Annotated in this window: 23 protein-coding genes; 15 read left to right on the forward strand and 8 right to left on the reverse strand. The window is 63.8% G+C overall.

The annotated features are described in order from the left end of the window. Positions 1-68: 68 nt before the first annotated feature. The gene (locus FJ471_RS23820; protein ID WP_140807183.1) at positions 69-287 is read right to left on the reverse strand and encodes a 4-oxalocrotonate tautomerase family protein; all 219 of its coding nucleotides are present in this window, start codon (positions 285-287) and stop codon (positions 69-71) included. A 211-nt stretch (positions 288-498) separates the two neighbouring features. Beyond that, positions 499-1,416, reverse strand: coding sequence for a polyprenyl synthetase family protein (locus FJ471_RS23825; protein ID WP_140807184.1), 918 nt, complete (start codon positions 1,414-1,416; stop codon positions 499-501). A 128-nt stretch (positions 1,417-1,544) separates the two neighbouring features. On the opposite strand from FJ471_RS23825, the gene FJ471_RS23830 reads away from it, so the two are divergent. From FJ471_RS23830 to FJ471_RS23865, 8 genes are all read left to right on the forward strand, one after another. Beyond that, positions 1,545-2,252 (forward strand): transglycosylase domain-containing protein, encoded by a 708-nt coding sequence (locus FJ471_RS23830; protein WP_181179685.1) that lies wholly within the window; start codon positions 1,545-1,547, stop codon positions 2,250-2,252. Positions 2,253-2,406: 154 nt separating this feature from the next. Then, on the forward strand, positions 2,407-2,589 hold the full coding sequence (rpmF, locus tag FJ471_RS23835) for a 50S ribosomal protein L32 (protein WP_006203806.1): 183 nt from the start codon (positions 2,407-2,409) through the stop codon (positions 2,587-2,589). Between the two features lie 261 nt (positions 2,590-2,850). Next, positions 2,851-3,357 (forward strand): Lrp/AsnC family transcriptional regulator, encoded by a 507-nt coding sequence (locus FJ471_RS23840; RefSeq protein ID WP_140807186.1) that lies wholly within the window; start codon positions 2,851-2,853, stop codon positions 3,355-3,357. A gap of 4 nt (positions 3,358-3,361) precedes the next feature. Further along, positions 3,362-4,213, forward strand: coding sequence for a transporter substrate-binding domain-containing protein (locus FJ471_RS23845; RefSeq protein ID WP_140807187.1), 852 nt, complete (start codon positions 3,362-3,364; stop codon positions 4,211-4,213). Positions 4,214-4,384: 171 nt separating this feature from the next. After that, positions 4,385-5,044, forward strand: coding sequence for an amino acid ABC transporter permease (locus FJ471_RS23850; RefSeq protein ID WP_140807188.1), 660 nt, complete (start codon positions 4,385-4,387; stop codon positions 5,042-5,044). Then, complete coding sequence (locus FJ471_RS23855; RefSeq protein ID WP_140807189.1) at positions 5,041-5,712, forward strand: amino acid ABC transporter permease; 672 nt, start codon at positions 5,041-5,043, stop codon at positions 5,710-5,712. Before FJ471_RS23850 ends, FJ471_RS23855 begins: the two co-directional genes overlap by 4 nt. Positions 5,713-5,745: 33 nt before the next feature. Continuing rightward, on the forward strand, positions 5,746-6,699 hold the full coding sequence (locus FJ471_RS23860; protein WP_140807190.1) for an agmatinase: 954 nt from the start codon (positions 5,746-5,748) through the stop codon (positions 6,697-6,699). A 152-nt stretch (positions 6,700-6,851) separates the two neighbouring features. Next, a complete protein-coding gene (locus FJ471_RS23865; protein ID WP_140807191.1) occupies positions 6,852-7,253 on the forward strand; it encodes a hypothetical protein in 402 nt (133 codons plus the stop codon). Here the strand turns inward: FJ471_RS23865 and FJ471_RS23870 are convergent. Then, positions 7,245-7,763: a helix-turn-helix domain-containing protein gene (locus tag FJ471_RS23870; RefSeq protein ID WP_140807192.1), complete on the reverse strand. Its 519-nt coding sequence runs from the start codon at positions 7,761-7,763 to the stop codon at positions 7,245-7,247. The genes FJ471_RS23865 and FJ471_RS23870 overlap by 9 nt on opposite strands. A 90-nt stretch (positions 7,764-7,853) precedes the next feature. On the opposite strand from FJ471_RS23870, the gene FJ471_RS23875 reads away from it, so the two are divergent. From FJ471_RS23875 to FJ471_RS23890, 4 genes are all read left to right on the forward strand, one after another. Further along, the gene (locus FJ471_RS23875; RefSeq protein ID WP_140807193.1) at positions 7,854-8,681 is read left to right on the forward strand and encodes an alpha/beta hydrolase; all 828 of its coding nucleotides are present in this window, start codon (positions 7,854-7,856) and stop codon (positions 8,679-8,681) included. Between the two features lie 87 nt (positions 8,682-8,768). Beyond that, on the forward strand, positions 8,769-9,425 hold the full coding sequence (locus FJ471_RS23880; RefSeq protein ID WP_140807194.1) for a glutathione S-transferase family protein: 657 nt from the start codon (positions 8,769-8,771) through the stop codon (positions 9,423-9,425). 6 nt (positions 9,426-9,431) lie between these two features. Beyond that, positions 9,432-9,767 carry a metalloregulator ArsR/SmtB family transcription factor gene (locus FJ471_RS23885; RefSeq protein ID WP_140807195.1) on the forward strand — a complete coding sequence of 112 codons (336 nt, stop codon included), beginning with the start codon at positions 9,432-9,434 and terminating at the stop codon, positions 9,765-9,767. Positions 9,768-9,779: 12 nt separating this feature from the next. Continuing rightward, on the forward strand, positions 9,780-10,241 hold the full coding sequence (locus FJ471_RS23890) for an SRPBCC family protein (protein WP_140807196.1): 462 nt from the start codon (positions 9,780-9,782) through the stop codon (positions 10,239-10,241). 103 nt (positions 10,242-10,344) lie between these two features. Here the strand turns inward: FJ471_RS23890 and FJ471_RS23895 are convergent, their stop codons facing one another. The 4 genes from FJ471_RS23895 to FJ471_RS23910 form a co-directional block, all read right to left on the reverse strand. Next, entirely contained in the window at positions 10,345-10,779 is a 435-nt protein-coding gene (locus FJ471_RS23895; protein ID WP_246684813.1) for a hypothetical protein, read from the reverse strand. Positions 10,780-10,883: 104 nt separating this feature from the next. After that, on the reverse strand, positions 10,884-11,159 hold the full coding sequence (locus FJ471_RS23900; protein ID WP_040985209.1) for a metalloregulator ArsR/SmtB family transcription factor: 276 nt from the start codon (positions 11,157-11,159) through the stop codon (positions 10,884-10,886). A gap of 32 nt (positions 11,160-11,191) precedes the next feature. Further along, the gene (locus FJ471_RS23905) at positions 11,192-12,439 is read right to left on the reverse strand and encodes an MFS transporter (protein ID WP_140807197.1); all 1,248 of its coding nucleotides are present in this window, start codon (positions 12,437-12,439) and stop codon (positions 11,192-11,194) included. An 81-nt stretch (positions 12,440-12,520) separates the two neighbouring features. After that, complete coding sequence (locus FJ471_RS23910) at positions 12,521-12,715, reverse strand: DUF1192 domain-containing protein (RefSeq protein ID WP_140807198.1); 195 nt, start codon at positions 12,713-12,715, stop codon at positions 12,521-12,523. A 169-nt stretch (positions 12,716-12,884) separates the two neighbouring features. Between FJ471_RS23910 and FJ471_RS23915 the strand changes: the two genes are divergently transcribed. The 3 genes from FJ471_RS23915 to FJ471_RS23925 all read left to right on the forward strand — a co-directional run bounded on the left by FJ471_RS23915 (position 12,885) and on the right by FJ471_RS23925 (position 15,483). After that, on the forward strand, positions 12,885-13,898 hold the full coding sequence (locus tag FJ471_RS23915; RefSeq protein ID WP_181179687.1) for an NAD(P)H-quinone oxidoreductase: 1,014 nt from the start codon (positions 12,885-12,887) through the stop codon (positions 13,896-13,898). A gap of 356 nt (positions 13,899-14,254) precedes the next feature. Then, entirely contained in the window at positions 14,255-14,395 is a 141-nt protein-coding gene (locus FJ471_RS23920) for a DUF1127 domain-containing protein (RefSeq protein WP_095767350.1), read from the forward strand. Positions 14,396-14,784: 389 nt separating this feature from the next. Next, positions 14,785-15,483, forward strand: a complete 699-nt coding sequence (locus tag FJ471_RS23925) for a DUF1013 domain-containing protein (protein ID WP_140807200.1) — start codon at positions 14,785-14,787, stop codon at positions 15,481-15,483. 72 nt (positions 15,484-15,555) lie between these two features. Here FJ471_RS23925 and FJ471_RS23930 read toward each other — a convergent pair. After that, a partial coding sequence (locus FJ471_RS23930; protein WP_246684814.1) for a WYL domain-containing protein occupies positions 15,556-15,947 on the reverse strand: 392 nt, incomplete at its 5' end.

Consider the following 15,947-nt stretch of genomic DNA (forward strand, 5'->3'; position numbering starts at 1 on the left):
ATCTTGGACGAATGGATGCGCATCACCAGGATTATTCAGGTGTGGAGGAGCTGCTCGCCTGTTTCCAATTAGGCTGTGTCCTTGGCGCGGTAGGCGTCGGGAAGAATGAAGACCTCGTCGGCACGGCCGTAGCCTCCGTCGGGAACTTCCTCGATCAGCACCATGGTGTAGGGGCGCACGCCCTCGCCGAAATAGTCGACGAACATCTGCGTGGTCTTGTGGACGAGGTCCTCCTTCTGCGCTTTCGTGAGCGCGGCCTCGGGCATCTTGAAGTTGGCGAAGGGCATTTCCAGGGTCCTTTCGGGTTGGATATCACGGCTCTGGATGGAAAGGGCCGGGGAAGCGTCATCGACCGGATCGATGTCGGTCCGTTGTCCTGGAGCGGATATAGACCGCTGCGGATGCCGGATAATCACCCAGCTATCGACAGCAGTATTCGGATAGAGCGAACAATCGAGCCGCTGTCGGCCGGCATCGGCCGCCGGCCTGCGCCGCTGTTCAGCTGCTGCGGGTCGCCACGAAGGTCGCGGCCTGCTTGAGCAGCTCGGCCGCATCGCCATAGGGCTCGAGCAGCGCATGCGCCTGGTCGATCAGGCCGTGGAGCTGGCCGCGCGCCCAGGCAGGTCCGTGCAGCGCGGCAAGCGTCGCCTTGCCGGCGGCGGCGTCCTTGTTGGTCGCCTTGCCCATCTGCTTGGCGTCCGCCGTCAGGTCGAGCAGGTCGTCGGCGAGCTGGAACGCAAGGCCGATCGCCGAGCCGAACTCCGCCAGCCTCTCGCGATCGGTGGGCGACGCGCCGGCAAGGATGGCGCCGGCCTCGCAGGCGAAGCGGATCAGCGCGCCGGTCTTCATCGCCTGCAAGGTGATGATGCCCGCCTCGTCCGGCCGTTTGCGCTCGGCTTCGAGATCGAGCGTCTGGCCGCCGACCATGCCGCCGGCGCCGGCCGCGCGGGCAAGGGCGAGAACCAGGGTGGCGCGGCGCTCCGCCGGCAATGCCGTTGCCTCGTCGGCGAGGATATCGAAGGCCAAAGTCAGCAGCGCATCGCCGGCGAGGATCGCGGTCGCCTCGTCGAAGGCCTTGTGCACCGTCGGCTGGCCGCGGCGCAAATCGTCGTCGTCCATGGCCGGCAGGTCGTCATGGATCAGCGAGTAGCAGTGCACGCATTCCAATGCGGCGGCGACTCGAACCGCCGCGTCATCATCGGCCGAAAACAGTGCAGCACTTTCCATGACCAGAAAGGGGCGCAGCCGCTTGCCGCCGTTGAGCACGCCGTGGCGCATCGCCGCCATCAGGCGCTCCGGCCGTGCGATCTCACTGGTGAGCGGACGCGCGTCGAGGGTCCGCCGCAGCTCGGCCTCGACGGCGGCAGCACGCATGAAAAGCGCGGATTCGAAGGCGATCTGGTCGTCTTTGCTCATGGCCGGGAGCGGTAGCCGACACTCAGACATTGCGCAAGCAGGCGCGCGCCTTTATGCCGGAGGGGGCGAGGCACGGGTGGGACGGCTTGACGGAACCGATCGTCGAATATGAAAGCGAAGGGCTGGACATGGCGCGACGTCGGCGCCTGAACCGCGCCGGTCTGAAGCGCATCGTCCGGCGCTGCCTGGTCGTGGCGCTGGTGCTGGCGGCTATCCCGGCCGTGCTCACCTTCCTTTATCTGCCGTCCTTCGTGCATCCGGTCTCGACCTTGATGCTGAAGGACCTCGTGACTTTTTCCGGCTACGACCGGCGTTGGGTGTCGATCGACGACGTGGCGCCGGTGCTGGCGCATTCGGTGATCATGTCGGAGGACGGGCAGTTCTGCTTCCATCGCGGTGTCGATCTCGGCGAGTTGCGCGGCGTGGTCGACGACGCGCTGGCCGGCGAGGTGACGCGCGGCGCCTCCACCATCACCATGCAGACGGTGAAGAACCTTTTCCTGTGGTCGCGACCGCTGGGCAGCGTGCGCAAGGTGGTCGAGCTGCCGCTCGCCGTCTATTTCGACGCGGTGATGTCGAAGCGGCGGATCATGGAGATCTATCTCAACATCGCCGAATGGGGGCCGGGCATCTACGGCATCGAGGCCGCCGCCCAGCACCATTTCGGCGTCTCGGCCAAACAATTGTCGCGAAGGCAGGCGGCGCTGCTTGCCGTCAGCCTGCCCAACCCGATCGCGCGCAATCCGGCCAAGCCTGGGCCCGGACTGCGGCGACTTGCGAGCCTGATCGAACGCCGTGCCAGCCGATCCGGCGCCTATGTGGGATGTCTTGATTAGGGCGAAGCGGCGCCGGCTCAAAAAAATTCGCGAGCGACGCTGGCCAAAACGGCGCAAGGCGTGTATAGGCACCCGACTTTCTCAGATTATGGCCTCGATGCGGCCCTTTCGCGAGGGTTGCCGGGGCATTTTGACCATGTAGTGGAGCATATCCATGGCCGTTCCAAAAAGAAAAACCTCTCCGTCGAAGCGCGGCATGCGCCGCTCGGCCGACGCCCTCAAGGCCCCGACCTATGTCGAGGACAAGAATTCCGGCGAAATGCGCCGCCCGCACCACATCGACCTGAAGACCGGCATGTATCGCGGCCGCCAGGTTCTGGAGCCGAAGGAAAGCTGAGAAGCTTCCAAGGATTTCCGACGTTTCAAAAGACCGGCCTCTGGCCGGTCTTTTTGTTTTGGCGACCCCATGGCGGCCGACCCGAAATCGGCACGGCCTGACTTCGCGTCCGCGCGGCCCTGAGCCGTCCCCCTGCTAAACATTTCAAACCCGCCCATACGTCGACGCCATCCCGGCATCGCGTTTGTTTCCGTTCGCAATCAGCTTGCAAATGACGAATTCTTATGCAAATTTAAAATTCATAGTCGGAAATCGACATGAATGAGGGAATTTATGTGGGATTTCGTCAGCACCAATGACCTCGACGAGACCGAACAGGCGGTTCTTTCGCAACTGAAGGCCGACGGGCGGATGTCGAGCGTCGACATTGCCAAGCGCATCGGCGTGACCGAGGCGACGGTGCGGCGCAAGATGGCGCGCATCCTCGAAGATCCCGATATTTGCATCCAGGCGGTCGTGCGGCCGCTGCGCAGCGATCTCGGCATCGCGGCGATCGTCGGGCTCGACGTCGACCGCGAGCACATCATCAGCGTGGCGCGCAAACTCTCCGAATATTCCTTCGTCGACTCGGTCTACGCGATGACCGGACCCTTCGACATCATCATCCAGCTGACCCTGCCGTCGACGACGGCCCTGCATGACTTCCTGGTCAGCGAACTCGCCAATGTCCCCGGGATCAAGGATTCCGAGAGCTACATGATCGGCCGCGTGTTCAAGCACTCCGGCCGGGCTTACCAGCGCAGTAAAACCGAAGAAAAAAGAGGGTAACAAAATGGTTGGGTTGTTTTCCACCGCGCGCCGCTCGGCACTTCGCCTGCTGGCCGCCGCGCCGCTTCTCATTCTTTCCACCGTCTCGCATGCCGACGGGCTGGTCGATCAGATCAAGCAGCGCGGCACGATCGTCGTCGGCACCGAAGCCGCCTTCGAGCCGTTCGAATTCGTGCGCGACGGCCAGATCGTCGGCTACAACAAGGACATTCTCGACTATGTGGTCGCGAAGCTCGGCGTGAAGCTCGACCAGCTCAATTTGCCGTTCCAGGGTCTGCTGCCGGGCCTGCTGGCCAAGAAATTCGACCTGATGGCGACCTCCACCGGCATCAATGCCGAGCGCGCGGCGAAATATGCCTATACGCGGCCGACCGGTTCGTTCGAGAACGTCATCGTCGTGCGCGCCAACGAGGACCGCATCAAGAAGCCGGAGGACATCAACGGCATGGTGGTGGCCACCCAGCTTGCCTCCTCGGTGCAGCCGGTGATCGAAGCCTATGACAAGGAACTCAAGGCCAAGGGCGGCGGCATCGGCGAGATCAAGCTGTTCACCTCGTTCCCGGAAACGCATGTGGCGCTCGCCTCCGGCCAGGTCGACGCCATCGTCATCGCTTCGCCTTCAGCGGCCGTGCTGATGAAGAACGTGCCCGACACCTACAAGATCGTCGGCTCGATCGGCGAGTTCCAGTATCTCGCCTGGGTGGTGCGGCCGGAAGACAAGGACCTGCGCGACCTCATCAACGCCAGCATCGGCGAGCTGAAGGACAGCGGCAAGCTCAAGGAGCTGCAGCTGAAATGGTTCGGCTTCGAGATGCAGACGCCCGACCAGGGTTACCTGCCGACGGGCGCCCTTTAGATCAGGATGACGTTTCGTCGAATCGTCACCCTGATCTAACTCTTAGTTGGAGCATGATCTTTTCCGGAAACCGGTTCCCACTTTTCGGAATCATGTTCTAGCCGCTTCCCACAAGGCGGGAGACCGGCCTCGCGGTGAGGCCGTTCTCTCCGCGTGTCTCGAGCCAGAGCCATGGTCGACTTCTCCAGAACCATCGCCTTCCTGCCACAGTTCCTGACCGGCGCCGGCATCACGCTCGCGGTCTCGGCGCTCGGCTTCGCGCTGGGCACCGTCATCGGCTTCGGCCTGCTCGCGTGCCGCCGCTCACGCTGGCGGACGGTGCGTTTCATCGGCGCGCTCTACACCAGCTTCATCCGCGGCACGCCTTTGATCGTGCAGATCTTCGTCGTCTATTACGTGCTGCCAGGGCTGGTCGGCCTCGACCTGCCGCCGCTGCTTGCCGGCGTGCTGGCGCTCTCCTTCAACAGCGCGGCCTTCGTCGCCGAGATCCTCAGGGCCGGGCTGACGCGTATCCCGGCCGGCCAGTACGAGGCTGCCAAGGCGCTCGGGCTGAAGCCGGCGGTGACCTGGCTGAAGATCATCCTGCCGCAGCTTTTCCGCATCATCATCCCGCCGATGGTCAACGAGTTCACCATGCTGGTGAAGGCCTCGTCGATCCTGTCGGTCATCACCGTCGTCGAGCTGACGCGCACGGCGCAGAACATCATGAACGTGACCTACCGGCCGGTCGAGGCGTTCGCGGTGGCGGCCGCGCTCTATTTCATCGTGCTGTTCGCCTGCAGCCTGCTGGTGCGGCGGCTCGAGCGCCAAGCGGAGAGGGCGCGGGCATGAGCTTCGACTTCGCCGTCATCACCGACAACTGGCCGGCGCTGGCCAAGGGGTTCGGCAACACGCTCGTCATCTGCGCCGTCACGCTGCCGCTCGGCTTCGCGCTCGGCCTGGTGCTGGCGCTGGTGCGGCTGAGGGCAGGGCGGGTGCCGGCATCGATCGTCGCCTTCTATGTCGAGCTCTTCCGCAACATCCCGTTCCTGATCCAGGTGTTCCTGCTGTTCTATGTGCTGCCGATGGCGGGCGTGCGGCTGTCGACGATCGCCGTCTCGGTCATCGCGCTGTCGGCCTATGCCAGCGCCTATTTCGCCGAGATCGTGCGCGGCGCGGTCCAATCCATTCCGAAAGGGCAAACCGAGGCCGGCTATGCGCTCGGACTGCGCTATCCGCTGATCCTGCGCAAGGTGCTGCTGCCGCAGGTGGCGGGCTACATCCTGCCGGCGGCGGTCAACCTCACCATCACGCTCATCAAGGAATCGGCGATCCTGTCGGCGATCACGGTGCCCGAGCTCACCTACATGGCGCAGGACATCATCGGCCGCACCTTCGCGCCGGTCGAGATCTTCACCGCGATCGCGCTGCTCTATTGGGCTCTCACCGTGCTGGTGGCCGCCGCGGCGCGCGCGCTGGAGCGCCGGCTGACACCGCATCTCGCCGTCTCGCGCGGCTGAATTCGCAAGGCTTTCAACACAGAAGGAGACCACATGTCCAAGCTCACCACCGCGCCACGCGATGTCTTCCAGACATTCATGAACTTTCCGCTGGTCGAGGACCTCGACACGCTGAAGGCCGATGTCGCCGTCATCGGCATGCCCTATGGCGATCCCTACACGATCGACGAGCTGATCAACGACCAGACCAATGCGCCGACCGCGGTGCGGCGTGCTTCCAAGCGCATCAGCCAGGCGCTCGACCGCTATGATTTCGATATCGGCGGGCCGGTCTTCGCCGGGCAGGACATCAAGGTGGTCGACGTCGGCGACGTGCCCGGCAATGCCGCGGATCATGTCGGGCACTACGGCAGAGCCGAGGCGGCGATCCGCAAGATCCTGGCCGCCGGCGCCATGCCGATCACCATTGGCGGCGACCACGGCATCCCGATCCCGATCTTCCGCGCGCTGGACGGCGAGGGACCGATCACGCTGGTGCAGCTCGACGCCCATCTCGACTGGCGCGACAACGTCAACGGCGTCAAGGAAGGCTATTCGAGCACCATCCGCCGCGCCTCGGAGATGAAGCATATCGACAAGATCTTCCAGGTCGGCGTCCGCGGACAGGGCAGCGCGCGCACCGAGGAGGTCGAGGCGGCACGCGCCTACGGCGCCAACATCATCACCACCAATGAATGGCAGGATATCGGCACCGCGGCGCTGTTGAAGCGTATCCCGGATGGCGGCCGCTACTATCTCACCATCGACGCCGACGGGCTCGACCCCTCGGTGATGCCGGCGGTGGAAGGCCCGCAGCCGGGCGGCATCACCTACCGGCAGACGATCGAGCTGATCAAGGGCCTGGTCGGCAAGGGCAGACTGGTCGGCATGGACATCGTCGAGATCGCGCCGGCGCGCGATGTCAACGAGATCACCTCGATGACGGCCGGCCATATCATCCTGAATGTCATCGGCGCGGCCGTGCGCGCCGGCTATTTCAAGCGCTAAGGGCAATATGAGGGGCGCGATGTCGGCCGGACAACCGGCTGACATCGTTATTTCATTAGGTCTTAGAGCGTGTTCGCCGCAGCTGGCGAAAACCCTTGACGGCGCGCCTGTGGCGGATTTTACAAAAGGGTGCCCCCATAGGAGTCGCCCAGATGTTCGGTGCCATCCCGCTGCTGATCGTGCCTTTCGTCCTCTACAATCTCGGACTGCTCGGATTGTTCGGCGGCGGCGACGATCCCTGGATGGCTGAAATGTTCTCCTTCCGCATGATGTCGGGCGGCGTGTTCTCGATGACACTCGGCGACCTGATGGTGCTGATCGGCCTGATCTTCCTGTTCATCGAGATCTCGAAATCGGTGCGCACGACCAATGCCTCGATCCTGGATCATCTGTTGTCGACGCTGGTCTTCATCGCCTTCCTGGTCGAATTCCTGCTGGTGAAGGGCGCGGCGCACTCGGTCTTCTTCACGCTGATGATCATCGCGCTGTTCGACGTGCTGGCCGGCTTCTCCGTGTCGATGCGGTCGGCGAGCCGGGATATCAACCTAAACTGACGGCGCCTCAGCCTTGCGGGCGACCACTTCCTCGTAGGCGGCGCGCAGTTGCTGGCGCACCGTCGGCGTGCCCGGCGGCGTCTTCGAAGGCGCTCCCACATGCTCGTGGCGCAACTCGTCCATGAATTGCTCCCATAGCGGCGGACCGCCCTTTTCCAAGAGCTCGGCGCGGATCGACAATTCTTCCGTAACCGGCAGCCAGACGCGTCCCCAGGCGCCGAGCTGCGCCATGATCGGCACCAGCGTGATCGCCATCTCGGTCAGGCTGTAGATCGCCTTCTGCTTGTGGCTGGGATCGTCGGCCTTGGTCAGAAGCCCGAGCTCCATCAGCCGCTTCAGACGGTCGGCCAGGATGTTGGAGGCGATGCCTTCCAGCGAGCCGTTGAGCAGCTCGCGAAAATGGCGCCGGCCGCCGAAGATCATGTCGCGCAGGATGATCAGGCTCCAGCGATCGCCGAAGACCTCCAGCGACAGATTGATCGGGCAGCCGGACCGGCGGTCGATGCTCATGGCACTCTCTCCAGAAAAACCAGTTGCATTATGATATCGGTTTGATTATCGTGCAACTGATTGCAAAATGCAATCGGATTGGAGGAGCAGATGACCACCGCAGCGCAGCGCCCCGACATCGTTTCGGAGACCTTCGGCAGTCCGGAAGATCCGCCGATCCTTCTGATCATGGGCGCCATGGCCTCGATGTCGTGGTGGCCCGAAGTCTTCTGCCGGCAACTCGCCGGGCACGGCCGCTTCGTCATCCGCTACGACAACCGCGATACCGGCCTGTCGACCAAATATCCGCCAGGTGCGCCGGCCTACACATTCGAGGACATGGTGGACGACGCCATGCGCGTGCTCGACGACCACGGCGTCGCCGAGGCCCATGTCGTCGGCATGTCGATGGGCGGCATGCTCGCGCAGAGCGTGGCGCTGAAATACCCCGAACGCGTCAGCGCGCTCACCGTGATTTCAAGCTCGCCGCTCGGCGTCGATACGTCCGCTCTGCCCGGAATGACCGAGGCCTACAGGGAGCATTCAGCGCAAGGCGGCGACGTCGACTGGTCGAACCGGGAGCAGGTCCTGGACTTCATGGTCAAGGACGCGCGAGCGATCGCCAGCACGCGCCATCCGTTCGACGAGGAGCGGACGCGCGTGATGATCGAGGCGGACTACGACCGCTCCGGCGGTCTCGCCAGCGCGACCAACCATTTCCTGCTCATGGGCGGCGGCCCGCAGCGCACGGTGCGGGACCTGACCGCGCCGCTGCTCGTCATCCACGGCACCGCCGATCCGCTCTTTCCGATCGAGCATGGCCAAGCGCTGGCAAAGGCGGTTCGCGGCGCAAGTCTGGTCAAGGTCGAAGGCGGCGGCCATGAACAGCACCGCAACGACTGGCCGCAGATCGTCGACGCCATCGTCGCGCATCATTAGGCGTGGAGGCTCCGGCTTGACTCAACGGGTCTGCGATAATAGTTAAGTGATTGCTTCAGTATTACCCGAACGCGAAAGAGAGCGAGAATGTCCCTGACGCTGCATTTCCATCCGCTGGCCTCGTTCTGCTGGAAGCCGCTGATCGCGTTCTACGAGAACGGCACGCCGTTCGAACCGGTGATCGTCGACCTCGGCGACGAGGCTTCCCGCGCCGCCTTCCTGAAGGTGTCGCCGACCGGCAAGATGCCGGCGCTGCGTGACGACGCGCGGGGCCGCACGGTGCTGGAATCCACCATCGTCGTCGAATATCTCGCCGCGCATTATCCGGGGCCGGTCGAGCTCGTTCCCGCCGATGTCGATCTCGCCCTCGAGGTCCGGCAGGCCGATCGCTTCTACGATTTCTACGTGCAGCATCCGATGCAGAAGATCGTCGGCGACAGGCTGCGGCCAAAGGATCAGACCGATCCGTTCGGCGTCGAGGAGGCCCGCGCGCAGCTGCGCAATTCCTACGCCATCGTCGAAGACGACATGCAGAGCAAGACCTGGGCGGTGGGCGAGAGCTTCACCATGGCCGACTGCGCCGCTTCGCCGGCGCTGTTCTACGCCAACAAGGTCGAGCCGTTCGGCGACAGGTTCCCGGCCGTGAAACGCTATCACGACCGGCTTCTCGCGCGCCCGTCCTTCGCCCGCGTGATCGAGGAAGCGCAGCCCTATTTCAAGTTCTTCCCCTACAACAACGGCTAACCGGCCATGCTGCACGATCCCACCCAGCTCGACCTGATGTTCCAGGCACTCGCCGATCCCGCGCGGCGGCAGATGGTGGATCGGCTGTCGCGTGGACCGGCATCGGTCAGCCAGCTGGCGGAACCGCTGGCGATGTCATTGTCGGCCGTCGTCCAGCATCTCAACGTGCTCGAGGCGAGCGGCCTGGTCAGGACCGAGAAGCTTGGCCGGGTCCGAACATGCCAGATCGAGCCGCAGGCGCTTCGGGCCGCCGAGCACTGGATCAACGAGCGGCGGCTCGCCTGGGAGCGCCGGCTCGACCGCCTCGGCGATTTCCTCGCTGAAACCAACGATGAAAGCTGAAGGGTCCCCCTCATGAGCGAACGATCCGTCGTCCATTCCACCTTCGTCATCGAGCGCGTCTATCCGGCGGCGCCGGAGAAGGTCTATTTCGCGCTGAGCGATCCGGCGGCCAAGAAGCGCTGGTTCGTCGATCCCGACAACCCGATGCCCAGCCGGCATGAGATGGATTTTCGCGTTGGCGGCAAGGAAGTGAATGCCGGCTGTCCCAGCGACGGGCAGATGCATTTCTACAACGCGGTCTATCAGGATATCGTGCCCAACCGGCGCATCGTCTATAGCTATGAGCTCCTGTTCGGCGAAACCCGGGTCTCGGTGTCGCTCGCGACGATCGAGCTCATCGCGCAGGGCAAGGGAACGCGACTTGTCCTGACGGAGCAGGGGGCCTTCTTCGACGGCATCGATACGCCGGCCACCCGCGAGCATGGCACCGGCGAATTGCTGGATGCGCTCGGGGCGGCCTTGGCGGTGAATTGAGTTCCGAGCTGCCGGCGCCGGTTGCGGCCTAGAGCGTTTCACCGTTTCACGGAAACGGCGAACCGCTCTATCTCTTTGTTTTGACGCAATTCCGGATGGAAAGTTACGGCGAACACGCCGAACTTAACCGCTCACACTTTTCCTGGAATTGCTCTATGGCCCGATCAGCTTTTCGCGCCCCTGCGGTTCCACCATCCTGAGCCGGGTTTTGGGTCCGTCGGGGTCGAGGATGACTTTCATCATTGCCGCCGACGAAACTCAATCCGGCGCTGGCGCTCGATGCGGCTATCTTGACCGATGGCTGGCCATCCTCGGTGATAAGACGGAACAGCACGGTCTCAGCTTGTCCGTCTTTCGCCGGCAGGATCGAAATGCTGGAGCGTACCCGCCCCTGGCCGTCAACGATCTGAAGCCCGCTGCCGCGCAGGATGCCTGGTTGGTCCTGTGCCCTTGCTGGCAGGACTTGCGTCAAGACTATGCCGGCAAGCAAAAGCAGATTGATCGCCGTCAAGGCGCCAAGAATCGTGTCGCGGCGCATCGGGTATCCTCCAAGAGCAATTTCGGGAAACCGCAGCGATTCTAGTCCGCAATTGCGTCAAGCGGATATTGGAGCGGCTTCATCAGAGCGAGCCGCTCTACAAATCATTCGCCCGGCGCCGTTTCCCAGAACTGGTCGAGCCAGATGTTGAGCCTGAGGAAGCCAGCGCTGCTGACGGCATAGACGCGCCTTGTGCCTTCGGCCTTGGCGTTGACCAGGCCGGCGTCGAGCAGGACTTTGAGATGCTGGGAAACCGCCGGGCGCGAGACCGGCAAGCCGGCAGCCAATTCGTTCACCGTCTTCGGGCCGCGCCGGAGTTCTTCCAAGAGATAGCGCCGGTTGGGATCGGCTATCGCCACGAAGGCGTCAGAAAACATCATGCCTTTATTTGTGAGGCAAAGTCTTGCGAATCTCAACTATTGGTTTCAACCTTTCTGCGCGGATCGAGCCGGGTCGCCTCGGGCGTGACAGCGCGGTCCGCGGGTTGCGTCTTGAAGGCATCGCGGTTTTCGATCGGCACCGGCGCGCGGGCGCGGATACGCAGCAGCGTGTAGCCGGCGAGGCTGAGATGGGCGAGCGCGGTTGCCAGGAAAAGCCCTTCCGGCCGCACCGAGCCCATCAGCGCCGCGGCCAAAAGCGGGCCGATCATCGTGCCGAAGCCGTAGAGCAGGAGCAGGCCGCCGGAAATCTTGACGAAGTCCTCGGCGCGGGCGTGGTCGTTGGCATGCGCGACGGCGATCGAATAGAGCGTATAGGCGAAAGCGCCATAGGCGGCGGTTAGCGGGATAACGAAGACACCCGAACGCGGCGCGACCAGGAAGATCAGCACCGCGACCAGGGCCGCGCCGAAGGCCGCGCCGGCCAGGACGAAGCGGCGGTCGGTCGTATCCGACAGGCGTCCGGCCGGGAGCTGCATGGCGGCGCCGGCGACGACCACAAGGCTCATCATCAGCGCGATCTCGGCGGTCGATATGCCGATGCGCGCGCCGTAGACGGCGCCAAGCGTGCCCCAGGCGCCGTTGGCGATGCCGATCAGGAGGCAGGCCACCGCCGACACCGGCGAATTGGCGTAGAGGCCTTTGACGTCGAGCTTGACGTCCTGCAGGGGTTTGGGATGCGACTGCGTCGACACGGCGGTCGGAATGAGCGACAGGCAAAACAGGATGCCGGTGATCATGAACAGCGAGGCCGATCGCACATCGCCGCCGGCGACGATCATCTGGCCACCCATGATCGAGGCATAGGTGACCATCATGTAGAGACCGAAGACGGTGCCGCGGTTCTCGTTGGTGGCCTTCTCGTTCAGCCAGCTCTCGATCACCATGAAGGCGCCGGCCATGGTGAAGCCGGTGAAGGCGCGCAAAAGGATCCAGAAATATTCGTCGATGATGAGGCCGGTGAGCAGCGCGACGATCGCGCCCGACGCGGCGAAGGCGCCGAAGGCCCTGACATGGCCGGCGCGGCGCACGAGACGCGGCGCGAAGAAACACCCGGCGACGAAGCCGCCCGCCCAGGCTGTGCCCATCAGGCCGAGCGAAGCGGTCGAGAACCCTTCCACCTGGCCGCGCAGCGGGAGCAGCAGGCCGTGCAGGCCGGACGCCGCCAACAGGAAGGCCGTGCCGCGCAGCAGCGAGAGGATCGGTCGGTAGGTTGCAAACATCGCTTGATCCGGGTTCGAGACACAGGGTCTGAAGACAGATGTATTCGGGCTTTTCGGCGGCGAGCGAGCACGCCGAAGAATTTATCCGCGGCGGAACAGCGACTCGGCGGCGGATTTGGTGGCGCCCTTGGCGGTACGCTCGGCTTCCAGCCGGGCGATCTCGTCGCGCAGCAATGCGATGCGCTCGGATAATTCGTCCACGGAAAGCAGCGACAGGTCCTGGCCGATCTCGTGCGGGCGCTGCTTCTTCTTGGGTTCGTCGTCGAAGATCGCCATCCGTCGCTCCTCCCTTACTTGGCCATTTGCCTGATTTGACAATCAGCATACATAGAGCAATTCCAGGAAAAGTGCGTAGCGGTTTTCCGTCCGGAATAGCGTAAGAACAAAGAGTTGGGGCGCCGATGCAAACTGCCGGCGATAGACCGGCATGTTGGGAGAACACGACATCATGGCAAACGGACAGAAGCTGCCGGCGAAGATGACGGCCATCGCTATCTCGCAACCCGGCGGCCCAAGGGTACTGAAGCCGGAAACGCGCGACGTTCCCGTCCCCGGTCCTGGCGAATTGCTGATCCGGGTGCACGCCGCCGGCGTCAACCGGCCGGACGTCCAGCAGCGCAAGGGCGCCTATCCGCCGCCGCCCGGCGCGTCCGACCTGCCCGGCCTGGAAGTCTCGGGCGAGGTCGCCGCGCTCGGCGGCGAGATATCGCGCTGGCGCATCGGCGACCGGGTCTGCGCGCTGACGCCAGGCGGCGGCTACGCCGAATATGTCAAGGTTCATGAGGGCAGCGTGCTGCCGTTGCCGGCGGGTTTCACGCATACGGAAGCCGCGGCGGTTCCGGAAAACTACTTCACCGTCTGGCACAACGTGTTCGAGCGCGGCGGGCTGAAGAAGGGCGAGACGCTGCTTGTCCATGGCGGCTCGTCCGGCATCGGCACCACCGCCATCCAGCTTGCCTCGGCCTTCGGCGCCACTGTGATCACCACAGCCGGCAGCAAGGAGAAATGCGACGCCTGCCTCAAGCTCGGCGCCGACCGGGCGGTCAACTATCGCGAGGAGGATTTCGTCGCCGCGGTGAAGGATGCGACCGGCGGCAAAGGCGCCGACGTCATCCTCGACATGGTCGGCGGCGACTATGTCGCGCGCAACTACGAAGCCGCGGCCGTCGAGGGGCGCATCGTCCAGATCGCCGTGCAGGCCGGCGCTGTCGCAAGCACCAATTTCGCAACGCTCATGGTCAAGCGCCTGACCCACACCGGCTCGACGCTGAGGCCGCGCACCGTCGAGTTCAAGGCGGCGATCGCCGCCGCGCTCGAGGCCCAGGTGTGGCCGCTGCTCAGCACGCGCAAGGTTGCCCCCGTCATGGACATGATCTTTCCGCTGACCGAAGCCTGGCGGGCCCATGAGCGGATGGAAGAGGGCGAGCATATAGGCAAGATCGTCCTCGACGTCGGCTAGGATGGGTCGAGATTCAGGTGAGGCCGGGCTGCAAATGCTGGCCTTCTGCGCTTCCGGTGCTCACGTATTTTTTGGTTGCCGCATATCCTTGTCGGAAAACCGGAAACCACTTTTCCGGGACATGCGGAAGTACCCTCCGCTCCGGTTCTCGAAGCCCACCATTTTCGACTCGGCCTGACCTGAATGTCGACCCATCCTGGAGTTGGCGCGTGTCCCCCATTCCAAGCTGAACGAAGGCTTAATGGTGCAATGCACAAAACGCATTGCGGCCATGCAAAAGCGTCCGTTCATTTCTTGAGCAAGCATGCCTATTTACGCGGCATCAAGCGATTTGACCAAACGACTGGAGAACCAAAATGAACCCCATCAGTGCTTTCCGTAAGTGGCGCATGTACAACGAGACCGTGCGTGAATTGAACAAGCTCAATGCCCGCCAGCTGAGCGACCTCGGCATCAACCGTGCCGACATCGAGCGTATCGCCCGCCAGGCGGTGTAATCAGACCCGGCCCGACCGCAAGGCCGGGCTGCGACATGCAAGCCAGAGCCGTCGAGACGCTTGCTTTGTTTCCGGTTCCGAGCCCGCTGGACCTCGTCCAGCGGGTTTTGTCTTTTTAAGGGCTTAAAGCGCGCCGCGCTGAAACGGATTCAGGCGACGCGCTTTAAGTCTTTGTTTTGATGCATGTCGTCCCGCCAAAACCGCTGCGCACTTTTGGGCGACATGCATTAAAAGCGCACCGCGCCCGGGTGACGTGCTGCGATCGACCGCTTTCCCAAAAACATTGCGAAAACGCCAGGGAGCGTTTATACAGGCCGCGAATTTCCCATTTTGGTGGCTCTAAACCACCGCCCGCGCGGGAACGCGGGCGAACGAGAAGGATTTTTGATATGGCCAATTCGCTGCTGATGCCCAAGGCGACCGCCGTCTGGCTGGTCGACAACACCGCGCTCTCCTTCGAGCAGATCGCGCAGTTCTGCGGGCTGCATCCGCTCGAGGTCAAGGCGATCGCCGACGGCGAGTCGGCGCAGGGCATCAAGGGCATGGACCCGATCATCACCGGCCAGCTGACGCGCGACGAGATCGCTCGCGGCGAGAAGGACATCAACTACCGGCTGAAGCTGTCGGAGCCGAAGGTGCGGGTGCCGGAATCGAAGCGCAAGGGCCCGCGCTACACGCCGCTGTCGAAGCGCCAGGACCGGCCGAACGCCATCCTGTGGCTGGTGCGCAACCATCCCGAGCTCAAGGACGCGCAGATCTCGCGTCTTGTCGGCACCACCAAGTCGACGATCGAGCAGATCCGCGAGCGCAAGCACTGGAATTCGGCCAATCTGCAGCCCATGGATCCGGTGACGCTCGGCCTCACCTCGCAGATCGACCTCGACCTCGAAGTCAACCGCGCCTCGCGCGGCCGCGAGCCGGCGCAGCCGGTTGGCGACACGCTGCTGCCCGCCGCGCTCACCGAACGGCTGGTGCCCGCGCCGGAGAAGCCGAAGGACGAGGATCAGGAGCTCGACGCCAACGCCGTCTTCGCCAAGCTCTCGGCGCTCAAGTCGAAGGACAAGGACGAGGACGACGACCAGGAGTAAGCGCCCGGCGCGACCAACAAAAAAGCCCGCTTCGAGGCGGGCTTTTTTGTCGGACAATGGCTTGGGAGGAAGTCACGTCCGCGCGGCGCGGTCGGGCGCCATGCCGTAATCCTCGCTGCGCTCGACGGCGCGGTAGAAATCGGCGAGCTGCTTGCCGCGCTCCGGCTTGAAGATGCGGCCGGCGATGACGACCGAGGCGATGCGGTCGATGCGGAAAGCGCGAAAATCGTCGCGCATCTCGCACCAGGCGACGAGGGTCCAGACCTTGCCCCAGAACCACAGGCCGAGCGGCCTGATGTCGCGCGCGGTGCCGCGGCCAGCCTCGTCGGAATAGTCGATGGTCAGGACCTGGCGTTTCTCGACAGCGCGCTCGATCAGGTCGATGGCCTCGCGCGCGACATCAGGCCGCTCGGCCTGTGGTTCTGGGGCAAGGTCTGGACCCTCGTCGCCTGGTGCGAGATGCG

Origin of the sequence: Mesorhizobium sp. B2-7-1 (assembly GCF_006440735.1) — a bacterium.
Lineage (GTDB): Bacteria > Pseudomonadota > Alphaproteobacteria > Rhizobiales > Rhizobiaceae > Mesorhizobium.